Genomic DNA, 12850 nt, shown 5'->3' with positions numbered 1-12850 from the left:
TCTGGACAGGCTCCACGGTCTCCAACTCCACGGCGGTATCAGTCACTTGACGTCTCTCCCATGATCGTCGGATCCGCCGTTAGATTTACACTCCCGAGCGTGCGGGATGTGACGTTCTGTCGGTCTTGTCGTCGCTCGATGATGTGACGTTGGGGCATCGTCGCCGGTCAGGCGTTCGGACCAGAGCCTCATATGGGATGTCGTTTCAACGCGAAGTCGAAGGTCATCTGGTGCGCGCCGGGTGATCCATGCCGATGAGACACAGACCGACACGGCTCCCACCATCGGTTACAAACCCAGGAGGGAGCGCGGCACGGGCCGCGCTCCCTGGTCGAGTGGTACATGGTCAGGTGGAGTTGGTCTTCGGACGGCGCTTGGGGGTACGGCTGCGTGGGCGCCGTGTGCTGGGGCTGGTCTCGGCTGCCGGTTGAGTATCCGCTTCGCCGCTGGCCTCGCCGGAGGGCTTCGGCTCCAAGGCGGAGTCCGTTTCGGGCCCGGCACTGGGGGGCTGCGTGACTTCGGTGGCGGGTTCTTCGGCGGGCGACGAGCCTTCCTCCTGAACCTCGTCAGCCGCGGGGTTGTCGGCCTGTTGGTCACCGTCGGGCGCCGGGATTGGATCTGGCTCGATCACCGGGTCGCTGTCGGCGACAGGGCCAGATTCGGTGTCGGTCGTGGGCTCGGCGTCCTCACCGACGTCGGGCGGTGTCGTGTGGGTTTCGGGGCCACAGGCGCGCAGCGAGGTGTCCGTGGCCGGCGGGGCTTCATCCATTACCTGTGAGAGCGCCTTGTCGAACAGGTCTATCCAGGGCCGGTGGCCGACGTAACGGGGCTTGTGGTCAAAGGCAGGGAGGAGGTCGTCTTCGAGGGTGCGCAGGATGATGAGTTCCGGATCTTCGTCGGTTTCGGTGACGAGGGTGGTCGCCTTGTTGTAGCGGTGCCCTTCGGGCAGGCGTGCCGTGAGTTGCGCTTCGCGGAGGGCGTGGTCGGCCAGGGTGGCGTCCTCGGGGAGCGGGGGTACGGTGCTGCCGGTGATCCAGAGTTGGACGGTGGTTCCGCCGAAGATGGGGCGGAAGCTGATGCCTCGCCCGTCGCCGTAGACGAGGTGGGCTGCGCCGTCGGCGGGCGCCGTGGTGTCGATCGCCCAGTCTCCGCCGAGGCTTTGGGCGAGGTGGGCCGCAGCTTCTCGAACTGCGGCGTCGGTAATGAGCATGTGTCTTTCTCCAAGAGGTCTGCGGGTGAAGCGGCGGGCCCGCCCCCGCGAGGGCGGGCCCGGTGCGGCTACGCGGGACGTACTTCGTCGCCGTCGTCGAGGAGCATCGAGAGGGTGGAGCCGCTGTCCCAATCCACGGAGAGGATGGAGAGGCTGCCGTCGAACCGGTGGACGGTGCCTTCGTCGCCGGGCTTGAGCCCGGTGTGCGAGTCGGTGGTGTGCACGAGGGCGATGCGGTCGCCCTTCTTGTAGGTCATCTGCGCTCCAGTCGTTATGTGTTGTGGACGTGGTGCTCGGCCGACTGCTAGGCGTCGTGGTCGCACGCCTCGGTGGGGCAGGCTCCACAGTCGAAGCAGTGGTCGCATGCACAGGCGTCGCAGCCCGGCTCCTGGCACCGGACGTCGTGGCTGCGGCAGTACGGGAATGTGAACGGCGGCCCTTCCATGACTCCCCTCCTGTTTTGGTGCTATTCTATATGCACCCAGGGGGGAGCTCAAGATCGAATAAGGCAATTTCCGCAGGTCAGGCTGCTACATCGCGTGCCAAAGCTTCGACCTTCTTGATGGCCGCGAGGAAGACCGCCTGCGAGTGCAGTCGATCGCGCCGCTCCAGGGACTCCAGCGCCTCCCGGGCGGCCCTCGCGTACACGTTGCCTTCATGCAGGGTGTCGCCGCACCCGATGAGCACGTGCGGGCCGAGGTCCCAGAGGATCGCGTTGACGGCGGCGCCCGCCGCCGCGAGGGGGTCGATATCCGTCAGCGACCATCCGAACTGGTGCGGGTCGATGCCGCGTTCGCGCATGACTTGTACGGCGGCGCGGTACATGCCACCGGTCCCGCCCGCGGGCTCGTCGAACTTCATGCCGGGCTCAAGCGGCTTGTCATCGAGCAGCATCCTGGCCATCAGGTAGGCGACGTCCGGCGGCGTGTGTATCTCCGCGAGTGCGTCGTGAGCACCCTCGGAGCGCATGACGGCAAGCAGGGCTCCGATCACGTCCGTGGTGGAGCGGAGATCAGGGTCGTTGCTGGTGGTCAGATGCAGGAGCCCGTTGGTGATCGCGGCCTCGACAACGGCTCGTACGGCGGCGGCTCGCCGAGCATCGGGTTTCTCGTCGTCGACCCACTTGTGGAGAGGTGTGGCTCGGTCGATGAGGTCGGGTCGCATGATCCACATGCGGGCCCAGCACTCACGGAAGGCGGCCAGCAGGTCGGCATCGTCGAGGCTGAGCCACCAGTCGGCGGCGAGGTACGCGTCCGGTCCGCGCAGGGGCCATAGGGCGAGCGCGGCGACCGTACCAATGGGGATTTCGATGCGGCTCCCCCCGTGCGCGTGGTGCCAGGCAGAGCTGACGGCCTCTGCCAGGTCGAAGGCGTGGGCGTGCGGGTTCCTCTGTGACGGGCGGTAGTGGCCCAGTGTTCGCTTGACTGCGGCGAGCGCGGAGCGGGGCCGGGTGGCGACCGTGACGGGCTGGGGCGCCGGCGGCAGATCGGTGAGAAATCTGAGGGGCGGTGCCGCGGGGGCGGCCTGGGCGGGCTGTTCTTCGGGGTCGCCGATGTCGGCGAACAGGTCGAGTTGGCTCATGCGGTCTCCTGGATTCGGTTCGATCGAGGCATCCCGTGGCTGCCCATGGGCCGCCACGGGGGAAGGTCAGCGCGCTGCGCGCTGCATGCGCCGGAGCGTGGCGGCAGCCTCTTCTGTGCGACCCGTCGCCGAGTGCGCGGCGTGCCGCAACAGCTCGGTCAGTTCCTCGGTGGTGACTTGGGCGAGCAGGTCTGTGAGGCTGAGGTGCTGTTGATCAGCGACGCGGTAGGGGTATCCAAGCGCCAGGGTGAGCACGACGCCGGAGACGAGATGGTCCGTGCACTCACCGCAGAGGCCGAGCTGACGGCCGATCCGGTGGATGGCGTCGATGTCGGCGAGGAGAGCCGTCTTCGGTATGGCCTCGTGGGCAAGCCTGGCAGTTTCCTGCTCCCGCTGTACGAAGGCCTCCCAGTTCAGGCGGGCGTCGGCTTCTCGGCCCTCGGCCTTGAGGGCGGCACTCGCGAGGGTGGCCTCGAAGCGGGGGGTCGAGAGGGACCGCAGGACGTACTGCTCGGGCGTGAGTCCGATGTGGGCGACGGCGGGGTTGCGGGATTCACCGCTGAAGTGGTGAAGGGTGACCAGTAGGGCGGCCTCGACCGTGGTGGGGCGGAGGCTCAAGCGGCTCACGACGCTTGCGCACAGGTCGTTCAGCATGTCGGGATTCATGTCGTTCTCCCATGAGGTTTGTTGGGCCGCCGGTTGGCGGCGAGGTAGGCCTCTGCGGCGGCATGGCGTGCCGGGTTGGTGACGAGTTCTTCGGCCCAGATCCGGCCGGCGATCTCGGCGGCGGCGTCTTGGTCGGGCGCGGCAATGACATAGGCGAGTTGGCCGGATGCCTCCAGTCCGGCGCATCGCTTGTCGTGGGCGGCGTCGTCGCTGGGAGGGAGTTCGACAGCGGTGATCGTCATCTCGATGGGGGTGGTTTCGTGGTAGATGACCCACCACTGCGGGTCGGGTGGACTGGTCACGGTTCTCCTTTGGGGCACTGCGGGCCAACAGGCTTGTCAGGCCTGGGGGTTGGGAGAGGGATAGCGGGTGTGGACTTCCGCCATCACTCCGGCGATGTAGTCCATGAGGGTTCGGATCTGCTTCCTGTCGCCGCCTAGGAACAGGGCCAGGTCGAAGACCTGGGAGGCGGCGGTGTAGTCGAGGAGCTGCCGGTACTGCTCGACGGTGAGGGTGGTCAGCCCCTCCGGGCGCAGCGCCCAGGCCGCGACGGCGGCGTTTTCGGCGAGGCGCAGGGCGGCGTGCAGCGTCTCGTCGTCCGGTGAGCGGGCGATGAGGATCAGAAACATGGCGCCGAAGTGGTGTTCGGGCGTGTTGAGTTTCGGTATCGCGGGGCGGGCGGACATGGGTACCTCCGGTTGCAGATGCGAGCCGCCCCGAATGCTTCTTTTCTATGTGCATTCTGGGTAGGGGTCGGCCACTTCTCGGACGGATAAAGGGGAGCGTCAGGTCTGAGTGACGTCCACGACGAGCGCAGTGGCGTTGTCGGGGAACCCCTCCGCGGTGGCGGCTATCGCGTCGTCGACGACCAGGGCTGCGGCGTCCTTCGCGTCGTCGGCGAGGTCGAGGATTCCGCCGACGTCTTGACCTCGTTCCTCGAGCGGCGCGTACGCGCCGTCGGTGCACAACAGCAGTCGGCGCGTGTGACCTCTCTCGGTGGTGGCCGTGCCGATGTCGCCGTTCATCAGGCAGGAGGTGATGAAGTTCCGGTCGTACGGCCCGGGGGTGCGCCCTCGTCTGCGCAAGTCCTGGGCGTAGTTGTGGTCGTCGGTAAGGAGCTGGGATATGCCGATCGGGGCCAGTCGGTAGGCCCGCGCGTCCCCGCACCAGGCGACGTGGATGAGGGGCGACCGGTGGTCGGCCACGGCAACGACGGCGACGGCGCTCGGGTCGAATTCCCACCGCAGTTCGTTGCGGGCCTGCACTCGCGCCGCCGCGAGGGCGCGGGCAGGGCTGCCGTGCCGGGCTGCTTCCCGGGCGATGAGGTGGGCGAACCTTTGGGCGAAGTGGCGGACTTGGGGCCTGTCGCCGATTCCGTCGAGGACGGCGAAGGCCCACCGGCCGGTGTTCTTGTTCCGCTTGATCGCGTAAGCGTCGCACTGGTAGTTCCGGCCGCCGCGGTGCTGGACGGCGCTCACCTTGAAGCCGATGGTCGTCGTCGCCCCGGAGAGCAGACCCGCTGCACGCTGGATTGCCTCGGCACTGAGTTCGGACAAGGGCGTGAGGTCGCCGGCATGATTGGTTGCGCCGGTGATCACGACGGGGCCTCGCAGAAGGGGCGGCCGGCTCCCCCCGGTGATGCTCATCCAGGCCTGCCGGGCGACATTGTTCACTGACTCGGCACCGTGTCCGGCGTGGACCACCGCCCGGCGGCCGAGTTGGTGTGCACGAGGGGCTTCGACGTAGAAGCCGATACAGCGGAGTTGGTCGACGTGGCGCGAGTCGAGCAGCAGTTCTTCGACCTCGCCATTCGGGGAGACGAGCAGGGCGGGTGTCGTGGCGATCACTGGAGAGGTCCAATCGTGCGCGGGGGTAGGCCCCGGGGGTTGGCGGGAAGAAGGACCGCGACGTCACGCGGGTCGGCCAGTGGGTGGACGTAGTAGTAGCCGGGCGGGTGCGTGCGCAGGTCCGCGAGCTGCGCGAGTAGGCACAGATCAGTGGTGAGCTTGTCCCAGATCGGGTCCGGCGGCTTCTGCAGGTCGAACCGGAGGAGGAGTCGTCCGTCATCGCCGTGCAGACGCCACAAGGCGTAGCCGGGGTCGTTGCGGGTGGCGACGAGAGTCCTGATGCGCGGCTCGATCGCAACCGCGGTCACGGCCATGCGTCTCAGCACGGCGAGAGCAAGGTTGCGGGTGGCCTCGCACACCCGCCGGTCCGCGAGTGGGCAGGGGTCTTGCACTTCACATACCTCCTTGGCGCAAGGCCGCCCGGCGGCCGGGATGCGGTGGTCACCGGTCGCCGGGCGGAGTCGTTGACGGCGTCAGCCGACGGGGATGGGACGGTTCTGCAGATCCAGGAAGATGCAGGTGGCTGCGGCGGGGGGCATGTAGTCGGCCACGATTTGACCGTCCTCGCCCCAGGTGAGGAGTTGGACCAGGACGTCGAGCAGCGGCTCGGGGAGCATCTGCCGCCAGTTGTCGCAGTCGGTGCCGGGGAACCACTCCTTGCAGGTCCGCTGGAGGGACTCCACGATGGCCTCGGCCAGCCGGTCCGCCTGGGCGGGGCTGATCTGCTCGGCGCTCAGGCGCCGACGGATGCCCTCGGGACTGAAGGGGTCTGTCACGGTCTCTCCTGACGGTTCGAAAAGGGGGCCGCCCCCCGGGCCTTTGTGGTTCTATTCTATATGCGCTCGAGGACGGGGTGAGATTTTCGACGGATTTTCTTGATCACCGACGGGCTTTATTTCCGCAGGCCAGCAGCCACTTCCGCAGGTGTGACGTCGCGTATGTGGAGGACGAGCCGCGCTCCCTCGACCACGTGCCCCATGCGCATGTCCGGGCCGACGACGCGCGTATGGTCGTCGTCGGCCAGGACGCCTCGGTCCACCAGTCCGTCGACGCACGCCTTGAAGCTGGGGTACCAGTTGGCCGGGTCTCTCCTCTGCCTGTCATCGGGATGCAGGACCCCGATGATGTGGGCCCGTTCCAGGTGCGGCACCGCGCGCGAGGCGGCCCAGGCCGCACGCCTCAACACCCTGGTGATCTCCGCGCGTTTGTGGTGATGGAGCCGCTGGTTGGCGTTCAGGAGCGTCAGCCGGGGCGGCAGTGCGACCCTGAACTGGCGTCCGGGCATCCCCTCGAACCAGTCCGGATTTTTCTCGCCCGGAACGCCGACCGGGTGAACTGCTGCGGGCGGTGCCGACTCTGTTGTTTCGGGGGCGTATCCGCTCCGGCGGGGCACGCCGGCGTTGGTGAAGGCCGACGCGTGCAAGGCGGAGATCAGCATGAGGCGGCGCCTCCGACCGGTCGCGGCGTCTGCGACCAGGGCGCGCATGTCCCCCGGCTTGTATTGCTCAATCCGTATGCGGATGCTGTCCCGCGGGTCGCAGGCCTCGAAGATCCGTCCCGGCTTGATATGGGTCACCTGCGGCCCCGGTCGACGAGGTCCGACAGGGTCTTCGCTGCCACCGCCGCCGGCCACGCGACGATGACCACCGCGAGGTACAAATCGACGGCGCCCGGCCGCAGTTGGCAGAGCAGCCGCAGGATCGGGTCGTGGGCGAGCAGCCTCCGGAAGGCGTGCACCAGGATCACGGCCCCCGCTACCCACGCGAGCAGGACAAGCACGGCGAGCACGCTGGTCACGACTCCACCTTTCTGGTGTCGACGCGCACCCAGACAGTGCGAAGGACACGGGCTCGGGCCAGGCGCAGGGCAAGGGAAGCGGCACGGCCGGTCCGGTGCGCGGCGAAGCCCGCGCAGATGGCAGGGGCGTCGGTGCCAAGAGTGGCGTGGCAGACGATGTGACCCTCCTGGGCGATGGCGTCGGCGACCATCTCTGCCACGCGTCCCTCTTCCAAGCACATCAGGTTGCCCGGCCGGAAGATGCACGTGCCGCATCGCCCCGCGCAGATCCGGACGCTCCATGTCGCCGGGTCGGCAACGTCGTGGCGCAGTCCGTCGGACGAGTACGTGGCAGAACTGGTCATCGGTCGGCCCCCGGAGTCGCGGCGCGTACTGCCTCACCGGTGGCCGCCAACAGCATCTCGAGGCAGTGGGAGAACAGTTCGGGGTCCGGCGCAGTGAAGGCGGCCCCGTAGAGGGCGAGCGTGGTGGCGGTGTCCCCGTTGGCGAACGCGGTGATGAAGCGGGCTGCGAAGAGGTGTGGCTGCGGAAGGATGTCCTCGGGACTGCTGCCGTCGGAAGTGAGAATGATCCAGGACGCTGTGTCGGCATCGAGTCCCTGCGTCTTCGCCAAGGCCGCCTTCGCCATGACTGCGAGTCCCGTCGCGACGCCGTACATCAGCGAGGGTGTCCCGTTCCGCGCGAGGTCCGCCAGGACTTCCTGGGCCTGGTCGTGGCGTCCCTCCATCCAGTGAGAGACCGCTTCGACGAGGCGCTCGGTGATCATGGGGTGCGTCTCTGGGGTGCCTCCGTTCGTCGGCATGACCGGCACGGACCAGGTTTCGGGTTGGCCCGGGACCTCTCTCCAGCCGTTCACTGCGTTCGGGGTTCGGGCGTCGGGTCGGATCATGTAGCCGTGCTCGATCAGCCGGTGACCGGCGCTGGCCGGGCGGAAGCTGTCCCAGTCGAAGAAGAGGTGTACCAAGTAGACGCCGTAGTCCTCGTCCAGAACTCGAATCCGGTAGCCGTCCGGCGTGCTGGTGCATGTGGCGGTCAGGTGCTTCACTGCGATTCCTCTCGATTGGTCAGGGAACGTCGGGGAGCTTGAGCTGCTGCGCGGCCTGTTCCTCCGCGTCCAGTGGGTTCGGACCGGGGCGGTAGTAGGGCAGGCACCGGGGGCATTGCTGCTCTACGGCCCGGCGGTGAGCGCGCGAACCGGCAGCCGTGCCGCACGATTTGCGGATGACCGGGACTGGCAGCTCGGTGGGGTCGGTGTCCGGCAGCTCGTGGATGATCACGCCGTTGAGCCAGATCCGGCCGCCGCAGATTCCGGTGAACAGGCTTTTGGCTGGGACGACTTGCCGGATGCAGGCGGCTCGGTAGGGACAGCCGCCGCAGACGTAGAGGACGGGTTCGCAGATGGCGACCAGCTCGATGCCGTTCTTCCATCTGTCGTCGGCAACCGCGAAGTCCTCATCGCCGAAGCATGGGGCGTGGGAGGTTACGTGGGTGCCGATCAGGGTTCGTGATCCGGTCACAGGACGGGCTCCAATCGCTGGCCGATCCACCGGGCGACGTTCACCGAGACCGCGTTGCCTGCCTGTGCGGTCTGCTCGGCCTGGTTGCCGTAGACGACGTACTTCTTGGGGAACCGCTGCCCTTCGAGCTGTTCGCGCGGCTTGAGCATCCGGAAGTAGCAGTCGTTGATGTCCGGGGCGTTTTGCACCAGAGCGGCTGAGTCGCGGGTGGAGAGGGTGTGGACGGGTTCGGCGGCCGTCTTCACCGCGGCCTTGCGGTACGGCACGACGAGGGTGTTCCGCGCATGCTCGGGGGTTGTGCCGGCGTGCGTGACGAGGCCGTGGTGGTTGCCCTGGGCGGTGACGACGCTGAGCGGGTCGCTCGCGGGGCTGGCGGTGGCGTGGTTGCGGTACTCGATGATGAACGGATCCATCGTCAGCAGGGCTTCGCTCTCGCGGGTGGTGCGAGTACGCATCGGCACGTCGAGGGGGACGGCGTCGGTGTTCCAGGAGCCGCCGGTCGGCACCAGCAGCGCGTCGCCCTGCTTCACCGTCCGGACGGGCATAGGCCGGTCCTCCACGGCGTACGCCCTGTCCCCGCCGTCCTTGCCATGGGTGAGCGAGATCGAGTACGGGCGCCAGGGGAACTTGCTGCGGCCCGCGCGGATTCGGTCCATGGTGGTGTCCGCGAGGGGCTTCTTGCGGTCGCCGATCCGCTTCCCGAGGTCGCTGAAGTCGATGATGTTGCTGGCCGGGCGGACGTACGGCTCGACCATGGCGTGGCGGCAGCGGGAGTTGGGGCAGCGGTAGATGTAGTCGCGCCGGTACTTCCCGATACGCAGGCCCTCGGTCCTGGTCCACGACTGGACCGCGTGAACGTCCTCGCCGCAGTCGACGCAAGGAGCAAGCGGCCTGGGCTCCAGGTCGGGCTTGCGCATGGTCTTGAGGGTGAAGACGGTGTTATCTGGACAGTCCACTCTTCCTGGTGACTGTGTGTGCTGCCGACTGTGCATAGGGTTCCGGCCGTGCGTGTCATCAAGGTGGTCGATCCGAAACCCGGCCAGCCGCAGGTGCGTCTGGTCGATGCGTCCGGCGAGCCCGTGAACGAGGTCAACGAGTTCCTGCGGTTGCTCGCGGTCCGCGCGTACTCGCCCAACACGGTGCGGGCGTACGCGCACGACCTGCAGAAGCTGTTCCTGTTCCTCACCGAAATAGGGCTTACGGCCTCGGAGTTCACGCCGTCGCGGGCCATGGAGTTTCTGCAGTGGCTGCGACTGGCCTCCTCCTCGCGCCGGGCCCAGCGTCTGGAACTGGGGCTCGCGACCACCGCAGGCAGGGTGCTGTCGGCGAAGACCTGCAACCGGATCATGGCGGCGGTGTCCTCGTTCTACGAGTTCCTGATCGCCAGCGAGCAGTACACGGGCCGGGACAACCCCATCGTCAAGGTCGTCGACCAAGCAGCAGCCCGGGTCCCGGGACGGTACCGGCCGCCGCTGGCCAACGCGGCGCAACAGCGCCCGGTGCGCCGGGTGTTGCGGGTGAAGACGGTCGAGGCGATGCCGCGGCCCATGACCGCCGAGGTCTACGCCGCTCTCCTCACCGCCCTGCGCACCCGCCGTGACCGGGCTCTGCTGGAGGTGATGTGGGAGGGCGGGCTGCGGCCCGGCGAGGTACTCGGGCTGCGGCTGGAGGACATCTCCTACGGCCGGCGCCGGATCACCGTCCGCAAGCGGGACGACCATCCGCGGGGAGTGCAGCAGAAGTCGCGCCGGGACCGCGTCGTGGACCTGCTGGAGGACCGGGCCCTGCCCGCGCTGAACGACTACGTGCTGCGCGAGCGGCCCACCGACACCGACATCACCTGGGTCTTCCTGGTCGGCGGCCGGGGCAAACGCCGCACGGAGCCGCTGAGTTACGACGGGATGGTGCGGATGTTCGCCAGGGCCGCCACGCGCGCGGGAGTCCGCGACGCCTGGCTGACGCCCCACAGCCTGCGGCACACCCACGCCACGCGGATGTTCGAGGGCGGGATGCGGGAGCTGACCTTGATGACCCGGCTGGGCCATGCGACTCCGGACTCGATGAAGGTCTACACCCGCGTCAGCGACCCGGACGTCATCAAGGACTACCGCCAGGCGATCGGGGAGCAGACGCCGTGAACCAGCACCCGTCGCTGAGGGCCTCATCGCCGGCCCCCGATCCCCAGACTCCGCGCCACTGCCCCATGGCGGAGTACACGGCCTTCATCACCCGGCTGGACGTCAGCGCCCAGTGGCGCACCAAGCACGCCGCCTACCACCGGCGCTTCGTGCGCACCTACCCCGAGCTGACCGCCTGGTTCGCCCTGCCGCTGCGGCAACGCCTGGGCTGGCGCACCGGAGAAGAACAGAGCCAGCGCAGCGGCCCCGCGGACGGCTTCGATCAGACCGTCGGCTGGATCAACTTCAACGCCCGCCACTACCTGATCTACCTGGCACTGACCGGACGGCTGCGCCTGGACTGGGGATGGCTGCTGGGTATCGGCGTGCTCAAACCGTTCCTCATCGCCGACCAGTTGGGGCTGCCGCTGCGCCAGCAGGTCGACGCGATGCGGGAGTGCTTGATCTCCCTCGGACACGCCCGCCGGGAGGAGAACTTCCGCCTGCCCTGGGCCCTGATCCGGCTCGTCCTGCACCGCGGCGACCCGGACCTCGGCGCGATCACCACCGACGACGTGGAGGAAATGCGTCGGGCCATCAGGAATCTCGACCAGATCCCGGACATCGACCAGGTCATCGCCCCCGAGCGTCTGTCCACCATCAAGGGGGCCTGGGGCACCAGCGCCTTTCGAGCTGGCATGGCACTGTTCCACGCCGGCATCATCGGCACCCGCCCGCCCCGGCTGGAGGCCGTCCCGCCGCCCTCGCTGAGCGGCAAGCCGCGGATCAACGCCGTCATGGAACGCTTCCTGACCGAACGCGCCCTGGTCCTGCGGCCCGAGTCCATGAGCAGTACCCGCGGCGGACTGCGGCGCTTCGGCCTCTGGCTGGACACCGAGCGCCCGCACATCGACAGCCTCGACCAGCTACACCGTGCAGACCTGGTCGCCTTCATGGAGTCGGTCAACCGCCTGCGGAAGATCAAGCACCCCGACGAGCCGCTGAGCCCGGCCTACCGCGCCGGCATCATCTCGACCGTCGCCGTCTTCTTCCGCCATGCCGCCCTCGGCGAGTGGGACGACGTCCCGGCCCGCCCGCTGATCACCCACGCGGACATGCCGCGCCGCATCGAGAAGGTCCCGCGCTTCATCCCGGAGCATCAGCTCGAACCCGTGATGGAGCAGGTCCGGGCGCTTCAATGTCCGCTGCAGCGGTGCGCGTTGCTCGTCGCACGGTGGAGCGGCGCCCGCCGCACCGAGATCCGCAAACTGCACCTCGACTGCCTGGACGCCTACCCGGACGACACCCCTCGCCTGCGGCTGGCGGCCGGCAAGGCCCTCAAAGAGCGCACCGTCCCCCTGCACGAGGAGGCGGCCGAGGCCATCCGCGCCCTCGTCGCCCTGCGCGAGCCCCAGCCCGACCGGGGCATCCACGACCCCGACCTGGGCCGACCGGTGCGCTACCTGTTCCTGCGCAACGGCGGACTCGCCCACCCCGACTACCTGTTCGCCAACCCACTCGGCGAGATCTGCCAGCAGCTCGGGATCTTCAACGGGGAAGGAAAACCGGCGATCCACCCGCACCGTTTCCGGCACACCCTGGGCACCCAACTCGCCGAGAAGGGCGCCCGCATGCAGACCATCATGAAGGTCCTCGGGCACAAGAGCCCGGGCATGTCGATGACCTACACCCACATCTCGGACCCCACGGTCCTGGCCGACTACCAGGCCGTCCTGCAGCCCGGTGCGGTCATCGCCGGCCCGCTCGCCGACACCCTGCGCGCCGGACGCCTCGACCAGGACGCCCTGGACTGGCTCAAGAGCAACTTCTACAAGACCGAGCTGGAGCTCGGCCGCTGCCTGCGCCTGCCCCAGGAAGGCCCCTGCGAGTGCGAGCTCTACCTGACCTGCGCGAAGTTCATCACCACCCCGCAATACGCGCCACGGTTGCGTGATCGCCTCTGCGTCGAGCGACAGCTGGTCGCCGACGCGGAAGCCCGCGGCTGGGACCGCGAGGTCGAACGCCACCAGCGGACCGCCGACCGCATCGCCGGTCTGCTGGATGACCTGGGCGAGCCACACCAGGCCGCGGACGAAGACCACTGACACCGCAAAC

At 68.3% G+C, this 12850-nt stretch carries 17 protein-coding genes; 2 read left to right on the top strand and 15 right to left on the bottom strand.

The features are described from left to right. Positions 1-346 precede the first annotated feature (346 nt). The 15 genes from ACIRVK_RS34620 to ACIRVK_RS34550 form a co-directional block, all read right to left on the bottom strand. Positions 347-1210 carry a hypothetical protein gene (locus ACIRVK_RS34620; protein WP_404254200.1) on the bottom strand — a complete coding sequence of 288 codons (864 nt, stop codon included), beginning with the start codon at positions 1208-1210 and terminating at the stop codon, positions 347-349. Positions 1211-1278: 68 nt separating this feature from the next. Beyond that, positions 1279-1467, bottom strand: a complete 189-nt coding sequence (locus ACIRVK_RS34615; protein WP_404254198.1) for a DUF4314 domain-containing protein — start codon at positions 1465-1467, stop codon at positions 1279-1281. Positions 1468-1732: 265 nt separating this feature from the next. Then, complete coding sequence (locus tag ACIRVK_RS34610) at positions 1733-2791, bottom strand: hypothetical protein (RefSeq protein ID WP_404254196.1); 1059 nt, start codon at positions 2789-2791, stop codon at positions 1733-1735. Between the two features lie 66 nt (positions 2792-2857). After that, on the bottom strand, positions 2858-3457 hold the full coding sequence (locus ACIRVK_RS34605) for a hypothetical protein (protein ID WP_404254194.1): 600 nt from the start codon (positions 3455-3457) through the stop codon (positions 2858-2860). Continuing rightward, on the bottom strand, positions 3454-3759 hold the full coding sequence (locus tag ACIRVK_RS34600) for a hypothetical protein (RefSeq protein ID WP_404254192.1): 306 nt from the start codon (positions 3757-3759) through the stop codon (positions 3454-3456). Before ACIRVK_RS34600 ends, ACIRVK_RS34605 begins: the two co-directional genes overlap by 4 nt. A 36-nt stretch (positions 3760-3795) precedes the next feature. After that, on the bottom strand, positions 3796-4143 hold the full coding sequence (locus ACIRVK_RS34595) for a hypothetical protein (RefSeq protein ID WP_404254190.1): 348 nt from the start codon (positions 4141-4143) through the stop codon (positions 3796-3798). A gap of 99 nt (positions 4144-4242) precedes the next feature. Continuing rightward, positions 4243-5304, bottom strand: coding sequence for a PP2C family protein-serine/threonine phosphatase (locus tag ACIRVK_RS34590; RefSeq protein ID WP_404254188.1), 1062 nt, complete (start codon positions 5302-5304; stop codon positions 4243-4245). After that, positions 5301-5696, bottom strand: a complete 396-nt coding sequence (locus tag ACIRVK_RS34585) for a hypothetical protein (protein WP_404254186.1) — start codon at positions 5694-5696, stop codon at positions 5301-5303. Before ACIRVK_RS34585 ends, ACIRVK_RS34590 begins: the two co-directional genes overlap by 4 nt. Before the next feature lie 81 nt (positions 5697-5777). Beyond that, entirely contained in the window at positions 5778-6080 is a 303-nt protein-coding gene (locus tag ACIRVK_RS34580; protein WP_404254184.1) for a hypothetical protein, read from the bottom strand. Positions 6081-6196: 116 nt separating this feature from the next. Beyond that, complete coding sequence (locus ACIRVK_RS34575) at positions 6197-6937, bottom strand: hypothetical protein (protein WP_404254182.1); 741 nt, start codon at positions 6935-6937, stop codon at positions 6197-6199. Next, positions 6877-7101 (bottom strand): hypothetical protein, encoded by a 225-nt coding sequence (locus ACIRVK_RS34570; RefSeq protein ID WP_404254180.1) that lies wholly within the window; start codon positions 7099-7101, stop codon positions 6877-6879. Before ACIRVK_RS34570 ends, ACIRVK_RS34575 begins: the two co-directional genes overlap by 61 nt. After that, entirely contained in the window at positions 7098-7301 is a 204-nt protein-coding gene (locus ACIRVK_RS34565; RefSeq protein ID WP_404254178.1) for a hypothetical protein, read from the bottom strand. Before ACIRVK_RS34565 ends, ACIRVK_RS34570 begins: the two co-directional genes overlap by 4 nt. Before the next feature lie 140 nt (positions 7302-7441). Beyond that, positions 7442-8146, bottom strand: a complete 705-nt coding sequence (locus ACIRVK_RS34560; protein WP_404254176.1) for a hypothetical protein — start codon at positions 8144-8146, stop codon at positions 7442-7444. 19 nt (positions 8147-8165) lie between these two features. After that, on the bottom strand, positions 8166-8618 hold the full coding sequence (locus ACIRVK_RS34555; protein ID WP_404254174.1) for a hypothetical protein: 453 nt from the start codon (positions 8616-8618) through the stop codon (positions 8166-8168). Beyond that, positions 8615-9535, bottom strand: a complete 921-nt coding sequence (locus tag ACIRVK_RS34550; RefSeq protein ID WP_404254172.1) for a DNA cytosine methyltransferase — start codon at positions 9533-9535, stop codon at positions 8615-8617. The genes ACIRVK_RS34555 and ACIRVK_RS34550 overlap by 4 nt, the downstream gene beginning before the upstream one ends. An 87-nt stretch (positions 9536-9622) precedes the next feature. Between ACIRVK_RS34550 and ACIRVK_RS34545 the strand changes: the two genes are divergently transcribed. Both ACIRVK_RS34545 and ACIRVK_RS34540 read left to right on the top strand, forming a co-directional pair. Further along, positions 9623-10756 carry a tyrosine-type recombinase/integrase gene (locus ACIRVK_RS34545; RefSeq protein ID WP_404254170.1) on the top strand — a complete coding sequence of 378 codons (1134 nt, stop codon included), beginning with the start codon at positions 9623-9625 and terminating at the stop codon, positions 10754-10756. Further along, positions 10753-12840, top strand: coding sequence for a tyrosine-type recombinase/integrase (locus tag ACIRVK_RS34540; RefSeq protein WP_404254168.1), 2088 nt, complete (start codon positions 10753-10755; stop codon positions 12838-12840). Before ACIRVK_RS34545 ends, ACIRVK_RS34540 begins: the two co-directional genes overlap by 4 nt. Positions 12841-12850: the final 10 nt, after the last annotated feature.

It is taken from the genome of Streptomyces sp. NPDC101152, from assembly GCF_044768275.1.
GTDB lineage: Bacteria > Actinomycetota > Actinomycetes > Streptomycetales > Streptomycetaceae > Streptomyces.
Note: the sequence above shows the minus strand (reverse complement) of the source record. Positions and strands in the feature narration are given on the sequence as shown.

Excerpts from the sequence above, each read along its gene's own strand:
- ACIRVK_RS34595 (WP_404254190.1), bottom strand. The coding sequence starts at position 4,143 with ATGTCCGCCCGCCCCGCGATACCGAAACTCAACACGCCCGAACACCAC.
- ACIRVK_RS34610 (WP_404254196.1), bottom strand. The coding sequence starts at position 2,791 with ATGAGCCAACTCGACCTGTTCGCCGACATCGGCGACCCCGAAGAACAG.
- ACIRVK_RS34550 (WP_404254172.1), bottom strand. The coding sequence starts at position 9,535 with ATGCGCAAGCCCGACCTGGAGCCCAGGCCGCTTGCTCCTTGCGTCGAC.
- ACIRVK_RS34605 (WP_404254194.1), bottom strand. The coding sequence starts at position 3,457 with ATGAATCCCGACATGCTGAACGACCTGTGCGCAAGCGTCGTGAGCCGC.
- ACIRVK_RS34620 (WP_404254200.1), bottom strand. The coding sequence starts at position 1,210 with ATGCTCATTACCGACGCCGCAGTTCGAGAAGCTGCGGCCCACCTCGCC.
- ACIRVK_RS34615 (WP_404254198.1), bottom strand. The coding sequence starts at position 1,467 with ATGACCTACAAGAAGGGCGACCGCATCGCCCTCGTGCACACCACCGAC.